Below are 18,567 nucleotides of genomic sequence, written 5' to 3' on the forward strand. Positions count from 1 at the left end.
TTTATTTCTGTTTACGCAAAATTTTCGAAGTATGCCTCCAACGCCTCCAGCTGTTCGCTGGCATCCTCAATGGCGTTGAATGTGCGCCGAAACTGGTCATTTGGAGCGTGTTCCTGGAGATACCAGGAAACGTGTTTACGTGCAATTCGGTACCCTTTTGCCGGACCATAAAAGTCATGCAGTTCCCGAACGTGCGCGCAAAGCAAGCGCTTAACCTCTGCCAAAGGCAGCGGGGGCAGCAACTCCCCAGTGTCCAGATAATGCTGGATTTCCCGAAAGATCCAGGGTCTTCCCTGAGCTGCGCGGCCTATCATCAGGGCATCCGCCCCTGTATAGTCGAGCACAGCTCTGGCTTTAAGCGGGTCAGTAATGTCGCCATTCGCGATAACCGGAATGGAAACTTTCTGCTTAACTGCCCGAATACTGTCGTACTCAGCTTCTCCATTGAACAAACAGGCGCGTGTTCGGCCATGAATGGTCAGAGCCTGAATGCCACAGTCTTCAGCCAGTTGGGCAATCTCTTCGCAGTTACGGTGTTCCGGCGCCCAGCCGGTGCGAATCTTCAGGGTAACAGGAACGTCCACTGCATTGACGACCTCGGTAAGGATCGATTTAACGACATCCGGGTACTGCAAGAGGGCTGAACCTGCGAGCTTGCGATTCACTTTTTTAGCCGGGCAACCCATATTGATATCAATAATCTGGGCACCGCTTTCCACGTTAATACGTGCTGCATCTGCCATTTCTTTCGGATCGCTACCAGCAATTTGCACGGTGCGAATACCGGGTTCATCAATGTGCACCATCCGTAAACGAGATTTGTCGCTTTCCCAAACCTGTGGGTTAGAAGACATCATCTCGGATACTGTCAATCCGGCTCCCATCTCGTAGCACAACGTCCGAAAAGGTCTGTCTGTAATGCCAGCCATGGGCGCTGCGATCAGGCGATTTCTGAGCTGATATTGTCCGATGCGCATGAGTTAAGAAATGACCATACTGTGACTGCAAGGCGGCGTATATTACGCATTTTTTGCACGAGATGAAAGGCCAAACTTTGACCAATCCTCTGAGATGGATCAAAGAATTGCATTTAAAATGAGCTTAGCGCGATAATTACTCATAAAAATCATTATATTAGAAAATAGTGACTAAAATTTACACTCCAAGAAATTTGAGTAAGTTCTCAATTTTTCTTTATGAATGAAAATTTTGGCACGCAAATCTGCGTAAATAATCGGCAAATTAACGTGCCTTTTGTGACCTTGCTCGCACTTCGCCTTGCGTCACCATACGGCGATGCGAAGGTTAATTCTTACGACCGGTAATGCGGCACCACTCTTCTTTTTCCACGACCGGGTCCAGAGCGAAGCTGTCGGCATAAGCTTCACAAACGCTCTCTGCCTGGCTTGCCAGAATACCGGAAAGGCCCAGCAAGCCACCTGAAACCGGCAGGACGCTGATTAACGGTGCCAGTTCACGTAATGGGCCTGCAAGGATGTTAGCGACCACCACGTCGGCTTTCATTTCTTCTGGCTGATCTTTAGGTAGGTAGAGCTCCAGACGGTCAGAAACGCCATTACGTTCGGCGTTGTCGCGGCTGGCCTGAATCGCCTGCGGATCAATATCAATACCAATGGCTTTTGCTGCACCCAGTTTCAGCGCCGCGATAGCCAGAATGCCGGAACCACAGCCAAAGTCGATGACCGTTTTACCGGTTAAATCGAGGCTGTCGAGCCATTGCAGGCACAGAGAGGTGGTTGGATGAGTCCCTGTACCAAACGCCAGCCCTGGGTCTAACATCACGTTAACGGCGTTTTCGTCCGGCACATCACGCCAGCTTGGGCAGATCCACAGTCGTTCACCAAAGCGCATCGGGTGGAAATTATCCATCCATTCGCGCTCCCAGTCTTTATCTTCCAGTTGTTCGATTTTGTGCGCGAAGCCTGCGCCGAGCAGCGGATGATTCTCCAGAATCGCCACTACTTCATTCATGTCGGTTTCAGCATCGAACAGACCAATCACATCGGTGTCGCCCCACAGGCGCGTTTCGCCCGGAAGCGGCTCAAATACAGGCGTATCGTGGGTATCCTGAAAAGTGATAGAAACGGCACCCGCTTCCATCAGCGCATCGCTAAGATCTTCAGCATTCGCGCCGGTAGTGTTCAGTTTCAGTTGGATCCAAGGCATGGCAAAACTCTTTATTTATCAGTAGTCAAAACGGTAGCTTGCGGGACGGACGTACCGAAACGGTTTCCGACCAGGAAAGCCAGCAAACTTAGCAGTAACGAGGGCACGATAGGGTGGAAGCCCAGGTACTGAATATTCAGGGTCGCAAGTACGGCATACAGCACGCCGCCAACGATCATCGCACTTAGCGCGCCTTTGGCGTTAGCGCGTTCCCAGTAAAGACCCAGCACCAGCGGCCACAGGAAGACAGCTTCCAGCCCACCGAAGGCCAGCAAATTCAGCCAGATGATCATTTCAGGCGGCTTCCATGCAGCAAGCAGCAGCAACGCGCCGAGAATCAACGTAATCACCGCCGACATCCGCTTCAGGCGCGTCTCGTTTTGCATTTGATCCGGACGGATATTCAGATAGAGATCTTTAATGATCGTAGCGGAACTTTGCAGCAATTGGGCGTTGATCGTCGACATGATCGCAGCCATAGGAGCTGCAAGGAAGATCCCGGCAGCAAATGGTGGCAGCACTTTTACCATCAACGTCGGGATCACCAGGTCCGGTACGGTGAGAGCGGGGATCACTGCACGACCTAATGCTCCGGCCAGGTGCATACCGAACATCAGGATTGCGACCACAATCGTACCGATGATGATCCCCCGATGTACGGCTTTGCTGTCTTTATAAGAGATACAGCGCACCGCAGTATGCGGCAGGCCAATCACGCCAAAACACACCAGCACCCAGAACGACGTCATAAACGCAGGTGACAGAATATCGTCAGCGCCTTGTGGCGTAACCAGTTGCGGATCGATGGTTTGCAGCGTCTCTACTGCATTGCTTAAGCCGCCAGCAGCATGGACCACGCCAATAAGCAGCACAATGGTGCCAATCAGCATCACCAGCCCTTGCATGGTGTCGTTCAGCACGCTGGCGCGAAAGCCGCCAAAGGCGGTGTAGAGCGCAATGCTGATGCCAAAAATCAGCAAACCTGTTTCATAAGGGATACCCGCCGCGGTTTCCAGCAGGCGCGCACCGCCGATAAACTGCACGGTCATCGCACCAACGAACGCAACCAGCAAACTCAAACTCGCCAGCCACACCAGCAGGCGACTCTGGTAGCGGGCAAACAGCATATCGTTCAGCGTCACCGCATTGTAGCGGCGCGCGAGAATCGCGAACTTCTTGCCGAGAATACCGAGCGAAAGCCAGACCGCAGGTAGCTGAATCATTGCCAGCAATACCCAACCCAGGCCGTATTTATAAGCAGCTCCTGGCCCGCCGATAAACGAACTGGCACTGATATAGGTCGCGGTGAGCGTCATCGCCAGCACAATACCGCCCATAGAACGGCTGCCGAGGAAATACTCATTGAGGAAGGTGCCGGTGTTCCGTTTACGCATTGCATAAACTGAAATCCCGAACACCACCACCAGATAGGCGACCAGCGGTAGAATCACTTCAAGCTGCATCGTCATCCTCCAGCGGGATATCGCGATAGATAAATTTCACCATCGCCCAGCACAGTCCAATAAACAGCAGCGGCGTCAGGATGCAAGCCATCTCAAACCAGCGTGGAAAGCCGGTAAAACCGGAGGTAACGCCAGGTAAGTAAGCGGCTACTAACCATACCGCCAGATACAAAAGGGTCAGCCCCAGCGCCCAGCGCGCCTCTTTATGGGCCTGAACAAAACGAGTGTCCACGGAAGGGGTCCTCCTCATGGGGGGATACGAGAAACGGGCAATTCTACGGCAACTCTTCAGGCAGGGAAAATAATCTGACAGAAAATTGCCGTTCAGTGCTCCTGCAAAAAGTCTTCAATGTCAGCCAGTGAGGATACCCCTTCCATCGGACCTTGCTGCATTACCGCGAGCGCGCCGCTGGCATTTGCATATTGCAGCGCCTTGTGTGCCGGGATACCGGATAAGAAAAGAGTGACAAACGTTGCGCCAATGCAGTCGCCTGCACCCGTTGGATCGATTATTTCGATATCGTGGCCTGCAACATGCTTGGCGTGTAATGTTCCGTTTTTAAGCTTGTAATAGCTGGCCCCACGCTGGGCGCGTTTTATCGCCACATGTTTTACGCCGCCGTGGAGAAGATCGCTAACAATCTGTTCTTCTGACAGATTTTTGTGACGCGCGAAGAAAGGGAGTTCGCTTTCGCTGGGGATAAAAATATCCGTATATTCAATCAAATAATCGAGAGCCTGCGCCATTTCAGGAATACTCAGCATCTCTTTGCGAATATTGGGATCGAAAGAAACGGTGCCGCCAGCCGATTTGATCGTCGTTATTGCTTTACGCATGACATCGATCATGCGAAATGAGAACAATGATGAGCCCACAATATGCAGATGGTTACACTGTTTTAGCAGATCCTTATCAATGTGCTCGGCAGTAAACAAACCGCAGGCGCTGTTAGGGATATTAAAGACGAAATCCCGCTGCTGTGGATTTTGATAACTTACGAACGCCGTACCTGTCACGGCATTGTTCATCACGTGGATCCCATCGGTAATGACACCTTCATGACGAAGACGTTCTACAATGAGTCGGCCAAAATCATCATTACCAACACATCCGAAGAAGATGGCCCGATGGGACAGTTTTGCCACTTGAGCTGCAAAAATTGCAGGCGCACCGCTAGGAAATGGCCCGATAAACTCCCCCGGCTGAGTGAATTTTTGATGTGGGTTGCGGGACAAAAACTCGGCCAGCAATTCGCCCATAGCGCAGATAGTTATTGTCACAAAACCCCTCTCATTCCTGAAGCCTTTCGCGATTGGACCAGGTAAAGCACTCATTACTGGTATAAAGGATAACGAAATCAGCCGACTGCAATTGTTGCTGATATTGTTCGTTAATGCTGCGGCTGACGATCACATTTTCTGCCTGATGCAAATGTCCAATGGCAGCCGTTGATGGCGCAGGATCGGCGGCAACGATAACCGTCTTATTCTGGGCATTATCGAAACAGAGCTGCCAGGCAGCGGCAAGTCTGGGAGCGTTGGTATTTAAAGTACCATCAGTATCCAGATGGCTGATTTCCAGAATGCTATGTGTAATGGTGAAATGCTGAAGTGCCTGTTCGAGCGGTTTTCCGGCCAGTGCGGTGTCGGGGCGTAGCATTTCACTGCCAGCCAGTATTATTTCGCCATCAATAAACTGATTTGCCAGCAGCGCATGTTCGGGATCGTTGGTGATCAGACGCAGTTTTTTCACTTCGCTGAGCAAGGGAATGATCTTACGGCAGATTATGCCATGTCCAAGAAATAGCGTGTCACGATCGCGAATTAACCGTGCGCAATGTCGCGCTATTTCCATTTGTTGTGCCAGAGACAACGGCGCAATCGGTTGTATCGCTTCTGGTTCAGAGGAGAGGGGGGTTGCAATAGCACCGCCAAAAGAACGCTTTAAATATCCCTGTTGCTCCAGATAACTGAGATCGCCGCGGATCGTCACGCCAGAGACACCAAGTTGAGCAGATAAGTCATCAACTTTGATTTCACCCTGGGTGGCAACAATTTCTGCAATTTTTAATCTTCGTTTCAGTAGGTTAGACGATTTTCTCGGCACGTTAACACTCTTCATTGGCCTTTAATGCGTAACACTATAGCCCCTTGTATTTTTCTTTGAAAGTTACCCTTCAATAATATCGACAATTCGAAAATAAAAGCATAGGGCAAAAATTGCAGCAAAAATAGCTTAATGCATTGAAAATAAATGAATATTTCCATATCTGTCCAAAGGCATCATTGGTTTCATTTTCAAAGTGAAAAATAAATTAAGTTATTTTTTGTAAGTTATTTTGATGATATTCGACATGCATCACGCTTTTTACCGCTTTTGCTGTGCTAGTTTGCTTTCAAAATGAAAGTGAAGATTCTCTTTCTTCATTTTGTAAGGTGAACGACAAATATCAGGAGCTGCGATGTACATCATTTCAAGCAAAAACATGCTGAAAAAAGCCCAGTCAGAGGGATATGCCGTCCCTGCTTTCAACATTCATAACCTTGAAACTTTACAGGTAGTTGTTGAGAGCGCTGCACAACTTCGCTCTCCCGTTATGCTGGCGGGAACACCGGGTACTTATCGTTATGGCGGCGTGGGAAGTTTGATTTCGTTAGTACAATCGCTGGCTCGCGAGTACAACCTACCGTTAGTCCTGCATCTCGATCATCATGAAGAGTGTGATGACATTTTTAACAAGGTCCGCGCAGGGATCCGTTCTGTCATGATTGATGGTTCCCATTTGCCATTTGAAGACAACATTGCGCGAGTGCAAGAAGTTACCGCCTTTTGCCATCGCTTTGATGTTAGCGTTGAGGCCGAGCTAGGGCGTCTTGGCGGTCAGGAGGACGATCTGCTGGTGGATGAAAAAGATTCAGCTTATACCTCACCAGCCGCAGCTGCAGAGTTTGTTCAACGTACCCAAATTGACTCTCTGGCGGTAGCAATAGGCACTGCACATGGTTTATATGCGCATGAACCACGTCTGGATTTTGTGCGGCTGGAACAAATTCGCCAGCTGGTGGAAATTCCGCTGGTGTTGCATGGAGCTTCAGGCCTATCGGAACAGGACGTTCAGCTCTGTATTCGCCACGGTATTTGTAAAGTAAATGTCGCGACAGAATTGAAAATTGCGTTTGCCGATGCATTAAAAGGATATTTCTACAACAATCCAGCGGCAAATGATCCTCGTCATTATATGCAGCCGGCAAAGGCCGCTATGAAGGAAGTTGTAACCCGCATTATTGGCGTCTGTGGCAGTGAAGGAAAAATTTAAGACGTTGTACCCTACAAAAACAATGAGGATTGTTTATGAAAAATATTAAATTACTTGGTTCAGCTATGTTGGTGAGCCTGGCATTATTCTCGCAAAGTTCATTGGCAAAAGAGTATAAAATTGGTGCGTCATTATTAACACAGCAACATCCTTTCTATATTGATCTTGCGAATGCCATGAAAGAAGAGGCAAAAAAAGACAATGTCAATTTAAGTGTCTCTATTGCCAATCAGGATTTAAACAAACAACTTTCTGATGTTGAGGATTTTATTACTAAAAAAGTGGATGCCATTATTATCTCTCCGGTTGATTCGAAAGGCGTCCAGGCGGCGATAATTAAAGCCGATAAGGCCGGTATTCCCGTTATCACCGTTGACGTCGCTGCGGAAGGCGTTCCGGTCGTATCGCACGTTGCGACCGATAACTATGCGGGAGGCGTTGAAGCAGGCAAGTTAATGGGCAAACTTTTGAATGGTAAAGGTACTGTAGCCATTATTTCTTATCCGGCACTACAATCGGTGGTTGCGCGCGTTGATGGTTTTAAGAAAGGGTTAAGCGAGACACCGGATATTAAAATTGTTGCTGAACAGCCAGGTATAACGCGGGCTGAAGCGTTAACGACTGCGCAAAACATTATGCAGGCCAACGCCAACCTGAATGGTCTGTTTGGCTTTGGTGATGATGCGGCGTTGGCAGCGGTTATCGCAGCGAAATCTGCGCATAACGACAACATCAAAATCATTGGTTTTGACGGCATGAAAGAAGCGCGTGATGCCGTTGACAGTGAAAAAACGTTTGCGGCCGTGATTCGGCAATATCCCGATCAAATGGGTGCTAAAGCCATTGATGCCGCTGTTGATCACCTCAATGGTAAACCGGTAGAAAAAATGATCCCGGTACAACCCGGCGTTTATACAGGTAAATAATAAACATCTTCATTTCACAACAAAACGTTATCGACGTTTTGTTGTGACACCGAGGTCATTATGACGGATGTTATTCTTGATGTTTCGCATATTGCGAAGACATTTGGTCATGTTCAGGCATTAAAAGATATTACACTCTCTTTACGTAAAGGGCGGGTACATACTTTATTAGGTGAGAATGGTGCCGGTAAATCGACATTAATGAAAATACTCGCCGGTGTTTATCCGCCAACCCAGGGAACGATAACACTACGTGGTGAAACCATCACCATTAATAATCCGCAGCATTCTCGCCAGTTAGGGATTGCGATTATTTTTCAGGAACTGAGCCTGAGTAATAATATGACCGTGGCGGAAAATATTTATGCCAATAATGAACCGCGACGTTTTGGCATTATTAACGATAAAAAAATGCTCGCAGATTGCCAGAGTCTCCTCACGGAACTGGGCATCCCACTGGATCCGCTGGAAATGGTCGGCAATATGTCGATGGCACATAGGCAACTGGTAGAAATTGCCAAAGCCTTAAGCTATGCAGCAGATGTCGTGATTATGGATGAACCGACATCTTCGCTAAGTGATAATGAAGCAGAGATTCTGTTTAACATTATTGAGAAATTAAAGCAGCGAGGTTGTGCGGTTATTTATATCTCTCATCGCATGGATGAAATTATGCGGATTTCAGATGATATTTCGGTGATCCGCGACGGTGAGTATATCGCTACGCATGAAAAGAAAAACAGTGATATCCAGCATTTGATTGCCCAAATGGTTGGTCGGGAAATGAAAAATATTTGGCCAGCACGTCTTGGGGAAAAGCCGGATGAAAATGTTCCTGCAAAACTGGAAGTAAAAAACCTTTCCCATCCTTCGCTTTTTAAAGAGGTCAGTTTCGCTGTGCGTCCGGGGGAAGTCCTCGGATTTTTTGGCCTGGTGGGGGCCGGGCGTTCCGATGTGATGAAGGCGCTATTTGGCCTCGTTTCGTATCACGGGACTGTGTTGATCGATGGCAAGGAAGTCAGGATCGCTAATCCCAAACAGGCCATTGATCATGGCATTGCATTTGTGACCGAAAACCGCAAGGAAGAAGGGTTAGTGCTGATGCACGACGTCAATATGAACACGCACCACGTGGCGTTTCAATATAACGCTTCGCGGATGGGACTCATCAATCACCGACAAGAAGAGGCGAAGACGCTGCAATCTATTGCCAGAATGAACACTAAAGTGAGTTCTGTACATCAGGCAGTGGGAGCGCTGAGCGGCGGTAATCAACAGAAAATCGTGTTATCGAAGTGGCTGGAGAAGACTCCGCGTATTTTATTGCTCGATGAGCCAACGCGCGGAGTGGATGTCGGCGCAAAATTTGAAATCTATAACGTGATACGTCAACTGGCTGCGGCAGGGACAGCAATTATTCTGGTGTCCTCTGAACTGCCAGAAGTCATGGCACTTAGCGATCGTCTGGTGGTAATGCGTAATAAAACGATTGCCGATATTTATTCATGTGAAAATTTAACGCAGACACAGGTAATGACCGCTGCAACAGGAGTACGTTAAATGACAGAGAAAACTCTTGCCAGTCCGAAATCTTCGGAAATTCCCATTGCAAATAATTTTAAAAAAGTCTTCAGGCAATATGGCGGTATCCTCAGTGGAATGGTGGTGTTAATCATTCTGTTCAGTCTTATTAATGACAGTTTTTTTACTGCCAATAACATTACTAATATTATTCTTCAGGTTTCGATAATTGCAATTACCGCCTATGGAATGACTTATGTGCTTTTGCTTGGCGATATTGATTTATCGGTCGGTTCAACCATTGCATTGATTGGCACATTTGCTGCGCTTGGGGCTTCATGGGGAATTCCATTTATTTTATTGGTCCCATTATCCATTATTGCAGCCCTGGCTCTGGGGATGATAAATGGTGGCTTGACGGCTATAGCGGGTATCCCTTCGTTTATTGTCACCGTTGCTACAATGGGGATCTTCCGTGGTATCGCTTATATAGTGACCGATGGTATGCCCATCATGATTAAAGATGATGCCTTTCTGGCGCTGGGGAATGGAGAATTTCTCTATATACCGATTCCTATCTGGATATTAATGATCTTATTGCTGATTAATCATTTCATCCTTACTAAAACAACCTTTGGACGAAAAATTTATATCACTGGTGGTAATAAAGAAGCGGCAGTCTATTCAGGGATAAATGTCACCCGCTTGAAAATTAAAGTCTTTATGATTACTGCAGTGCTGGCAGGTATCAGCGGGATGATCCTCGCCTCACGCCTCTATTCCGGGCAACCGAATTCCGCGTTGAGCTACGAACTGGATGCTATTGCCGCGGCTGTACTGGGAGGCACCAGCCTGAACGGCGGCTATGGAACGGTGGTGGGGACGGTGATCGGCGCATTAACCATCGGCGTTATTAATAATGGCATGAACTTAATGAATGTTCCCTATTTTTACCAGATGGTGGTTAAAGGATTAGTCATTCTTGTAGCCGTTTATTTTGACGTAAGAAATAAAAGAAAACGCAGCTAATCATTTCAAGGAATTAATCATATGAGTAAGGTCTTCACAATTGGAGAAATTCTGGTTGAAATTATGGCGAGTAAAATCGGCCAGCCATTTGATCAACCAGGTATCTGGAACGGCCCTTATCCCAGTGGTGCGCCCGCTATTTTTATCGACCAGGTGACACGTCTTGGCGTTCCGTGCGGCATCATTAGCTGTGTGGGGAATGATGGCTTTGGTGATATTAATATACATCGTCTGGCTGCTGACGGTGTGGATATCAGGGGGATTTCAGTCTTACCTCTGGAAGCCACCGGTAGTGCCTTTGTTACTTATCATAACTCTGGCGATCGCGATTTTATTTTTAATATCAAGAATGCCGCTTGCGGTAAATTATCGGCGCAGCATGTTGATGAAAATATTCTGAAGGACTGTACCCATTTTCATATTATGGGTTCATCCCTGTTTTCATTCCATATGGTAGACGCAGTAAAGAAAGCGGTAACCATTGTAAAGGAGAATGGTGGCGTTATTTCTTTCGACCCTAATATTCGGAAAGAGATGCTCGATATTCCAGAAATGCGTGACGCCCTCCACTTTGTTCTTGAGTTAACAGATATCTATATGCCCAGCGAGGGAGAAGTGTTGCTCTTGTCGCCACACTCGACACCGGAGCGTGCAATCGCTGGTTTTCTTGAAGAAGGTGTTAAAGAGGTGATTGTGAAGCGCGGCAATCAAGGTGCCAGTTACTACTCCGCGAATGAGCAGTTTCATGTTGAGAGCTATCCGGTGGAAGAAGTTGACCCGACCGGTGCGGGAGACTGCTTTGGTGGCGCGTGGATTGCCTGCCGCCAGCTAGGGTTTGACGCCCATCGGGCATTACAATATGCCAACGCCTGCGGTGCACTGGCGGTAACCCGACGTGGCCCAATGGAGGGAACGTCTCGCCTTGCGGAAATCGAAGCGTTCATCCAGCGCCATGACATGTCCATTCGGGAAGCAGCACAATGAAAAACGAAATTTGGTCGTGGATTGGCGATCTCTCGCAGGTTGCCGGAATTAAACACTATGAGTTACGTAGTGGCAGATCAAAGGGGACAGAAGCGTTTGATGTCCGTACTGGTGCGGGATTGGCATTTACGGTGGTAAAAGATCGCGCGCTGGATATTGCATGGGCCAGCTACAAGGACACTGCGCTCTCTTTTATCACCCCCAACGGCATTGTTGCCCCCGCTTTTTTTGAGTCTCAGGGCAACGGGTTTTTACGTAGCTTCTACGCGGGGTTACTGACTACCTGCGGACTTAGCTACATTGGCACGCCCTGTGAGGATAACGGAGAAACGCTGGGGTTACACGGGCGTTTGGCTGCGACTCCAGCAGAAGAGGTGGGGTATCGCACAGAACGGACCGACGACGGCATTGAATTTGTCATCAATGGCAAATTACGGGAAACGCGATTGTTCGGTGAAAATCTGACGTTGGAAAGGACCATTCGCTGCCGCTATGGCGAAAATGTGCTGCGCATTGAAGACAAGGTGACTAATCATGGTTTCACCCGCCAGCCGCTGCAAATTCTTTATCACTTTAATTACGGCTGGCCTTTATTATCGCCACAGGCAGAAATCTTGCTGTCGGCTAAAAGCGTAACGCCACGAACCCCGCATGCGGCGGAAGGGTTAACCAGTCATCTGGAGATTTGTACCCCACAGCCCGGTTTTGACGAGCAGGTTTACTATCTCACGTTGAATAGCGACAGTCAGGGGATGAGTAAAGTTGCGCTGGTGAACGCCGAACTGGGGTGGGGAATTTACGAGAAATTCGACACCATGCAGCTACCCAACTTTATCCAGTGGAAAAATTTAGGCGCGGGTGAATATGTTATGGGGCTGGAGGTCAGCAATAGTTTTCCTGACGGTCGTGATAAAGAACGAGCGCAGGGGCGTCTGCCCTTTATAGAGCCAGGGGAAACAAAGACATACTGCTTTGAGCTGGGAATTGTTGATGGCGATGCTGAAATTAGCGCGTTGAAAGCGGAAATTGCAAGCTACCGTTAGCTAACGGCAATAAAAACGCCGGGCAGCGTTAACAGGCCCGGCGTTGATTACGTTCTTTGCTAAGCGCGATGAAAACACCGCGCGTCACAAATTATTTTTCCTGAAGACCGAGTTTTTTCTCCAGATAGTGGATGTTAGTGCCACCATGCTGGAAGTTCTCGTCATTCATGATGCGGATCTGCAGATCAACGTTGGTTTTGATACCGTCGATGATCAGCTCCTGCAGCGCATTCTTCATGCGGGCAATCGCCACGTCACGGTTTTCACCGTAGCAAATCAGCTTACCGATCATTGAGTCATAGTACGGCGGTACGGTGTAGCCCGCGTAGATATGAGACTCCCAACGCACGCCAAAACCGCCAGGTGCGTGGAAACGGGTGATTTTGCCCGGGCTTGGCAGGAAGGTGTTCGGATCTTCGGCGTTAATACGGCATTCCACCGCATGGCCGCGAACGTGAACTTCTTCTTGCTTGATCGACAGTGGCTGACCAGCAGCAATACGCAGCTGTTCTTTGATCAGGTCAACACCGGTGATCATTTCAGTAACCGGGTGTTCTACCTGAATACGGGTGTTCATTTCGATGAAATAGAACTCGCCGTTTTCGAACAGGAACTCGAAAGTACCTGCACCGCGATAGCCGATATCAACACACGCTTTAGCGCAACGTTCGCCGATGTAGCGACGCAGTTCCGGGGTAATGCCCGGTGCTGGTGCTTCTTCGACCACTTTCTGGTGGCGGCGCTGCATAGAGCAGTCACGTTCCGCCAGATAGATAGCGTTGCCCTGACCGTCCGCCAGTACCTGGATCTCGACGTGGCGAGGATTTTCCAGGTATTTCTCCATGTAAACCATGTCGTTATTGAAAGCGGCTTTCGCTTCCGCACGGGTCATGGAGATGGATTGTGCCAGTTCAGCGTCGCCGCGTACTACACGCATACCACGACCGCCGCCGCCGCCGGAGGCTTTGATAATCACCGGGTAACCAATGCGTTTTGCAATGGCGCGGTTTTTATCCATATCGTCGCCCAGCGGGCCGTCAGAACCTGGTACGCAAGGAACGCCCGCTTTTTTCATCGCGGCGATTGCGGATACTTTGTCACCCATCAGGCGAATGGTGTCTGCTTTCGGGCCGATGAAGATAAAGCCGGAGCGTTCAACCTGCTCGGCAAAATTGGCGTTCTCGGAGAGGAAGCCGTAACCCGGATGGATTGCTACTGCGCCGGTGATTTCAGCGGCGCTGATGATTGCCGGGATGTTCAGATAACTTTTTACTGACGGAGCAGGACCGATACAGACCGTTTCGTCTGCCAGTAATACGTGTTTTAGATCGCGATCCGCACTGGAGTGCACAGCGACAGTCTTAATGCCCAGTTCTTTACAGGCACGAAGAATACGCAATGCAATCTCGCCGCGGTTGGCAATAACAATTTTATCCAGCATGTTCGCCTCGTTACTCGATGACGACCAGCGGCTCGTCAAATTCTACCGGTTGTCCACTTTCGACCAGAATTGCTTTCACGGTACCGGATTTATCCGCTTCGATCTGGTTCATCATTTTCATGGCTTCAACGATGCACAGGGTATCGCCCACGTTGACTTTCTGACCCACTTCGATGAACGCTTTTGCGTCCGGGCTTGGGGTGCGGTAGAAAGTACCAACCATCGGGGAACGTACGATGTGACCACTGATTTCCGCTGCTGCTGGCGCTTCCATGGAAGGAACGGTCGCCGGAGCTGCTGCGTTAGATTGAGCTGGCTGCTGCATCATTGGTGCAGCGTAAGCTTGTTGCATCACAGGGAAACTTGCGGCAGGAGCTGCACGGCTGATGCGTACTGACTCTTCGCCTTCGGAGATTTCCAGTTCGGAGATGCCTGATTCTTCAACCAGCTCGATCAGTTTTTTAATCTTACGAATATCCATGAGTGGGTTCCGTACTCTTTGTTTAGTGTGATTGTGACAGGCGTTTCACCGCCGTCTGTAAAGCGTATGCCCCGACAGCTGTATGCATAGCGATAAATTCCAGCAGGCCGGGACGCCGGTCTATTTTGCCCCAGAGTGTCAATGTTTAGACTTGACGGACATTGTGCAGCGATCTGCTGCTATCCTCCGGCAAAAAACAAAATATACCTTCGTTGCGCCAATGTCACCTTTTCCGCAGCGCAAAAACTGCGTCAGGGAGGACGAGGTCGCACATTATAACGATTTCGTAGCAATTGGCAGCTAAATACTGGTCTTATCAGGGAAGATAATCAACAGCTAACATGTAAATAACCTTCAACACCGTGTAATTTGCAACAAGCCGCACAATTCACGAAATTAGCGCTATCGTCGACGGAACTTCTTATAACGTAAGGCTAAAAGCTGTAAAGCCAGCCCTGCGAAGATGAGGGGCTGCAATGAGATAATCTTCACAGACCACAAATAATGTAGGGATGCCAGGATCGCGACAAGATAGACGACATTACGCAGCGGTTGCTGGGGATTGCCCAATTTTCACTGCATCGTCTGGATAAACATGAATGCTAAAGCGCGCAAAATCAACAAACTGACAATGCTCAGCATCAAATAGTTTTGAGTGGTTAATTTATAATCAAATAAAATCAGATTATTCACCCCATGGTACCAGAAATCAGTAACAGGTTAAGCGTAGCGCGTCGCCCTGGCAAAGCACCATAAACCTAACAGGCGACGGAGGCGTATCAATAATGGCTGTTTAGTGGAGTAACAATGCGCATCAATTTATGGTCAGTCGAAATCATGACTTTCCAGTTTGGATGATGTTGTACAACTTCATGACCAAGATGTTCGACGAAAGCTGTCCGGCTAACCGCTTTTCCCGTTAACCGATTGAATAATGATTTCAAAATGAGTTCCCTCTCTTATTATTCCCTGCTAAATGGTTAGTTAACCTTGACCAGCGTGCGACCCTGGATCTGGTTATTAATGATGGCCTCGGCAAATTTCGGTGCCTCTGCCAGAGATATCTCTTTTGCCGCCTGGGTATAGAATGATTCCGGTAAATCGGCGACCAGTCGCTGCCAGGCTTGTGCGCGGCGTGCTGGTGGCGTCATCACTGAATCCACCCCCTGTAAACGGACATTACGCAGAATAAATGGCATGACCGTGGTTGGCAGAGTAAAACCACCCGCCAGACCACAGGCCGCCACGCAGCCGCCATAATTCATTTGCGCCAGCACTTTCGCCAGCACTTTGTCGCCAACGGTGTCAATTGCCCCAGCCCAGAGTTGTTTTTCCAGAGGACGGGATTCGGCAAACTCATCGCGAGGGAGAATACGGCTGGCACCTAAACTTTTCAGATATTCATGGGTACTTTCGCGACCGGAAACGGCAACGACCTGATAACCCAACTTATGCAGCAGCGCCACGGCGGTACTGCCGACGCCACCACTGGCACCCGTTACGACAATCTCGCCGTCCTGCGGGCGAACACCGGCATCTTCCAGCGCCATCACACACAGCATGGCGGTAAAACCGGCAGTACCGATAATCATTGCTTTACGCGCGTCCAGCCCTTGCGGCATGGCAACCAGCCAGTCACCTTTCACTCGCGCCTGCTCCGCCAGCCCACCCCAGTGGTTTTCACCAACGCCCCAGCCAGTGAGTAATACGTCCTGACCGGCATGAAAACGCGGATCTTCGCTGGTGCGTACAGTTCCGGCAAAATCGATCCCAGGAATCATCGGAAAATTACGGATGATTTTTCCCTTACCGGTAATTGCCAGCGCATCTTTGTAGTTCAGGCTCGACCAGTGAACATCAACCGTGACATCGCCCTCCGGCAGGCGACTTTCGTCCAGAGTCTGTACCGATGCGAGAGTTTTGCCGTCCTGCTGTTCTAAAAGTAACGCCTGCATAAGTGGTCCTCATGTGCATGATGGATTGGAAAATAATTTCTGAAGACTATACTCGCTAATGGAAAAGCAAAGCCGATGAAGCGCAATAAATTGCGAGATAAATCTGATTTGCTAGTATGCCCGCTTCCTCACTATCGGAGTTAACACAAGGATGAGATTAACGACGAAATTTTCGGCCTTTGTTACGCTGCTCACCGGGTTAACAATTTTTGTGACTTTGTTGGGCTGTTCGCTAAGTTTCTACAACGCCATTCAGTATAAGTTTAGTCATCGCGTTCAGGCGGTGGCGACGGCGATTGATACCCACCTTGTGTCGAATGACTTCAGCGCATTAAGGCCACAAATTACCGAATTAATGATGTCAGCAGATATCGTTCGTGTAGACCTGCTGCATGGTGATAAACAGGTTTATACCCTCGCCAGAAATGGTAGTTATCGTCCGGTTGGCACCAGCGATCTGTTTCGCGAACTGAGCGTTCCGTTGATAAAGCATCCGGGGATGTCGCTGCGTCTGGTTTATCAGGATCCGATGGGCAACTATTTCCATTCGTTGATGACCACCGCGCCGCTCACGGGGGCGATTGGCTTTATCATTCTTATGCTCTTCCTGGCGGTACGCTGGTTACAACGGCAACTTGCCGGGCAAGAATTGCTGGAAACCCGGGCTACTCGTATCTTAAACGGTGAGCGTGGCTCTAATGTGTTGGGAACCATCTATGAATGGCCGCCCAGAACCAGCAGTGCGCTGGATACGCTGCTTCGTGAAATTCAGAACGCACGCGAACAACACAGCCGTCTTGATACGCTGATCCGCTCTTATGCCGCCCAGGACATGAAAACCGGCCTCAATAACCGACTCTTCTTCGATAATCAGTTAGCAACGTTACTGGAAGATCAGGAGAAAGTAGGTACCCACGGGATCGTGATGATGATTCGTCTACCGGATTTCAATATGTTGAGCGATACCTGGGGGCACAGCCAGGTTGAAGAACAGTTCTTCACTCTGACGAATCTGCTGTCGACATTTATGATGCGCTACCCTGGCGCACTGCTGGCGCGTTACCACCGCAGTGATTTTGCTGCGCTGTTGCCGCACCGGACGTTAAAAGAGGCTGAGAGCATAGCCAGTCAGTTAATCAAAGCCGTCGATACCTTGCCGAATAATAAAATGCTCGATCGCGACGATATGATCCACATTGGTATCTGTGCCTGGCGTAGTGGTCAGGATACCGAGCAGGTAATGGAACATGCAGAGTCTGCCACGCGTAATGCGGGATTGCAGGGCGGCAATAGCTGGGCTATTTACGATGACTCGTTGCCTGAAAAAGGACGCGGTAATGTTCGCTGGCGTACGCTTATCGAGCAAATGCTCAGTCGCGGCGGCCCGCGCCTTTATCAAAAACCGGCGGTTACTCGCGAAGGTCAGGTTCATCATCGAGAACTCATGTGCCGCATCTTCGATGGTAATGAAGAGGTTAGCTCGGCGGAGTATATGCCGATGGTCTTACAATTTGGCTTATCGGAAGAGTATGACCGCCTGCAAATCAGCCGTCTTATTCCACTATTGCGTTACTGGCCGGAGGAAAATCTGGCGATTCAGGTTACCGTTGAGTCGCTGATTCGCCCGCGTTTTCAGCGTTGGCTGCGCGATACGTTAATGCAATGTGAAAGATCGCAACGAAAACGCATAATTATTGAACTTGCAGAGGCCGATGTAGGTCAACATATCAGTCGTTTACAACCTGTTATTCGTTTAGTGAATGCTTTAGGGGTGCGGGTAGCCGTCAACCAGGCTGGTTTGACGCTGGTAAGCACCAGTTGGATCAAAGAACTTAATGTTGAGTTACTCAAGCTCCATCCGGGGCTGGTCAGAAACATTGAGAAGCGAACGGAGAATCAGCTGCTGGTTCAAAGCCTGGTGGAAGCCTGCTCCGGGACCAGCACCCAGGTTTACGCCACCGGCGTGCGTTCGCGAAGCGAGTGGCAGACCCTGATTCAGCGCGGTGTTACAGGTGGGCAAGGGGATTTTTTCGCGTCCTCACAGCCACTTGATACTAACGTGAAAAAATATTCACAAAGATACTCGGTTTAACCTGCCGTTTAATCCGTTTTCACGTAGAATAACGCGCGCTGCGTCTCATGGGAGTGTGCTTGTCTGCTCGCCAGATTGTTGCAGCACATATGCAGATGAATGACCTTACGCGGTTGCAAACAGGCGAG

16 protein-coding genes are annotated in these 18,567 nt (G+C 49.1%); 7 read left to right on the forward strand and 9 right to left on the reverse strand.

Features of this window, described 5'->3' with window-relative positions:
• Positions 1-11: 11 nt before the first annotated feature.
• The 6 genes from dusB to BEB42_RS04040 form a co-directional block, all read right to left on the reverse strand.
• Complete coding sequence (gene dusB / locus BEB42_RS04015; protein WP_001219652.1) at positions 12-977, reverse strand: tRNA dihydrouridine synthase DusB; 966 nt, start codon at positions 975-977, stop codon at positions 12-14.
• A gap of 328 nt (positions 978-1,305) precedes the next feature.
• Entirely contained in the window at positions 1,306-2,187 is an 882-nt protein-coding gene (gene prmA / locus BEB42_RS04020; RefSeq protein ID WP_001145840.1) for a 50S ribosomal protein L11 methyltransferase, read from the reverse strand.
• A gap of 11 nt (positions 2,188-2,198) precedes the next feature.
• Positions 2,199-3,650: a sodium/pantothenate symporter gene (gene panF, locus BEB42_RS04025; RefSeq protein ID WP_105267173.1), complete on the reverse strand. Its 1,452-nt coding sequence runs from the start codon at positions 3,648-3,650 to the stop codon at positions 2,199-2,201.
• Entirely contained in the window at positions 3,640-3,882 is a 243-nt protein-coding gene (locus BEB42_RS04030) for a YhdT family protein (RefSeq protein ID WP_001352900.1), read from the reverse strand. The genes panF and BEB42_RS04030 overlap by 11 nt, the downstream gene beginning before the upstream one ends.
• Positions 3,883-3,974: 92 nt before the next feature.
• The gene (locus BEB42_RS04035; protein WP_105267174.1) at positions 3,975-4,910 is read right to left on the reverse strand and encodes a sugar kinase; all 936 of its coding nucleotides are present in this window, start codon (positions 4,908-4,910) and stop codon (positions 3,975-3,977) included.
• 31 nt (positions 4,911-4,941) lie between these two features.
• Positions 4,942-5,772 (reverse strand): DeoR/GlpR family DNA-binding transcription regulator, encoded by an 831-nt coding sequence (locus BEB42_RS04040; protein ID WP_000843965.1) that lies wholly within the window; start codon positions 5,770-5,772, stop codon positions 4,942-4,944.
• A gap of 340 nt (positions 5,773-6,112) precedes the next feature.
• Here BEB42_RS04040 and BEB42_RS04045 point away from each other — a divergent pair, with 340 nt between their 5' ends.
• From BEB42_RS04045 to BEB42_RS04070, 6 genes are read left to right on the forward strand one after another with little or no spacing between them, the layout of a single operon-like run.
• A complete protein-coding gene (locus BEB42_RS04045) occupies positions 6,113-6,967 on the forward strand; it encodes a tagatose bisphosphate family class II aldolase (RefSeq protein WP_000275531.1) in 855 nt (284 codons plus the stop codon).
• A gap of 35 nt (positions 6,968-7,002) precedes the next feature.
• Entirely contained in the window at positions 7,003-7,893 is an 891-nt protein-coding gene (locus BEB42_RS04050) for a substrate-binding domain-containing protein (RefSeq protein WP_001361192.1), read from the forward strand.
• 60 nt (positions 7,894-7,953) lie between these two features.
• Positions 7,954-9,453 carry a sugar ABC transporter ATP-binding protein gene (locus tag BEB42_RS04055; protein WP_105267175.1) on the forward strand — a complete coding sequence of 500 codons (1,500 nt, stop codon included), beginning with the start codon at positions 7,954-7,956 and terminating at the stop codon, positions 9,451-9,453.
• Positions 9,454-10,443, forward strand: coding sequence for an ABC transporter permease (locus tag BEB42_RS04060; RefSeq protein ID WP_105267176.1), 990 nt, complete (start codon positions 9,454-9,456; stop codon positions 10,441-10,443).
• Between the two features lie 21 nt (positions 10,444-10,464).
• Complete coding sequence (locus BEB42_RS04065) at positions 10,465-11,427, forward strand: sugar kinase (protein ID WP_000048617.1); 963 nt, start codon at positions 10,465-10,467, stop codon at positions 11,425-11,427.
• Positions 11,424-12,470, forward strand: a complete 1,047-nt coding sequence (locus BEB42_RS04070; protein WP_105267177.1) for an aldose 1-epimerase family protein — start codon at positions 11,424-11,426, stop codon at positions 12,468-12,470. Before BEB42_RS04065 ends, BEB42_RS04070 begins: the two co-directional genes overlap by 4 nt.
• A gap of 91 nt (positions 12,471-12,561) precedes the next feature.
• Here BEB42_RS04070 and accC read toward each other — a convergent pair whose 3' ends face one another.
• The 3 genes from accC to acuI all read right to left on the reverse strand — a co-directional run bounded on the left by accC (position 12,562) and on the right by acuI (position 16,347).
• Complete coding sequence (gene accC / locus BEB42_RS04075) at positions 12,562-13,911, reverse strand: acetyl-CoA carboxylase biotin carboxylase subunit (protein ID WP_000884620.1); 1,350 nt, start codon at positions 13,909-13,911, stop codon at positions 12,562-12,564.
• 10 nt (positions 13,912-13,921) lie between these two features.
• Entirely contained in the window at positions 13,922-14,392 is a 471-nt protein-coding gene (gene accB / locus BEB42_RS04080) for an acetyl-CoA carboxylase biotin carboxyl carrier protein (protein ID WP_000354622.1), read from the reverse strand.
• 980 nt (positions 14,393-15,372) lie between these two features.
• The gene (gene acuI, locus BEB42_RS04085) at positions 15,373-16,347 is read right to left on the reverse strand and encodes an acrylyl-CoA reductase (NADPH) (protein WP_001148460.1); all 975 of its coding nucleotides are present in this window, start codon (positions 16,345-16,347) and stop codon (positions 15,373-15,375) included.
• A gap of 151 nt (positions 16,348-16,498) precedes the next feature.
• Here acuI and csrD point away from each other — a divergent pair, with 151 nt between their 5' ends.
• Positions 16,499-18,439, forward strand: a complete 1,941-nt coding sequence (csrD, locus tag BEB42_RS04090; protein WP_001241406.1) for an RNase E specificity factor CsrD — start codon at positions 16,499-16,501, stop codon at positions 18,437-18,439.
• The last annotated feature ends 128 nt before the right edge of the window (positions 18,440-18,567 follow it).

Source organism: Escherichia sp. MOD1-EC5990 (assembly GCF_002965285.1).
Classification (GTDB): domain Bacteria; phylum Pseudomonadota; class Gammaproteobacteria; order Enterobacterales; family Enterobacteriaceae; genus Escherichia; species Escherichia coli_F.

Excerpts from the sequence above, each read along its gene's own strand:
- panF (WP_105267173.1), bottom strand. The coding sequence starts at position 3,650 with ATGCAGCTTGAAGTGATTCTACCGCTGGTCGCCTATCTGGTGGTGGTG.
- accB (WP_000354622.1), bottom strand. The coding sequence starts at position 14,392 with ATGGATATTCGTAAGATTAAAAAACTGATCGAGCTGGTTGAAGAATCA.
- BEB42_RS04065 (WP_000048617.1), top strand. The coding sequence starts at position 10,465 with ATGAGTAAGGTCTTCACAATTGGAGAAATTCTGGTTGAAATTATGGCG.
- BEB42_RS04045 (WP_000275531.1), top strand. The coding sequence starts at position 6,113 with ATGTACATCATTTCAAGCAAAAACATGCTGAAAAAAGCCCAGTCAGAG.
- acuI (WP_001148460.1), bottom strand. The coding sequence starts at position 16,347 with ATGCAGGCGTTACTTTTAGAACAGCAGGACGGCAAAACTCTCGCATCG.
- BEB42_RS04050 (WP_001361192.1), top strand. The coding sequence starts at position 7,003 with ATGAAAAATATTAAATTACTTGGTTCAGCTATGTTGGTGAGCCTGGCA.
- BEB42_RS04040 (WP_000843965.1), bottom strand. The coding sequence starts at position 5,772 with ATGAAGAGTGTTAACGTGCCGAGAAAATCGTCTAACCTACTGAAACGA.
- BEB42_RS04055 (WP_105267175.1), top strand. The coding sequence starts at position 7,954 with ATGACGGATGTTATTCTTGATGTTTCGCATATTGCGAAGACATTTGGT.
- BEB42_RS04070 (WP_105267177.1), top strand. The coding sequence starts at position 11,424 with ATGAAAAACGAAATTTGGTCGTGGATTGGCGATCTCTCGCAGGTTGCC.
- prmA (WP_001145840.1), bottom strand. The coding sequence starts at position 2,187 with ATGCCTTGGATCCAACTGAAACTGAACACTACCGGCGCGAATGCTGAA.
- accC (WP_000884620.1), bottom strand. The coding sequence starts at position 13,911 with ATGCTGGATAAAATTGTTATTGCCAACCGCGGCGAGATTGCATTGCGT.
- csrD (WP_001241406.1), top strand. The coding sequence starts at position 16,499 with ATGAGATTAACGACGAAATTTTCGGCCTTTGTTACGCTGCTCACCGGG.
- BEB42_RS04060 (WP_105267176.1), top strand. The coding sequence starts at position 9,454 with ATGACAGAGAAAACTCTTGCCAGTCCGAAATCTTCGGAAATTCCCATT.
- BEB42_RS04035 (WP_105267174.1), bottom strand. The coding sequence starts at position 4,910 with ATGGGCGAATTGCTGGCCGAGTTTTTGTCCCGCAACCCACATCAAAAA.
- dusB (WP_001219652.1), bottom strand. The coding sequence starts at position 977 with ATGCGCATCGGACAATATCAGCTCAGAAATCGCCTGATCGCAGCGCCC.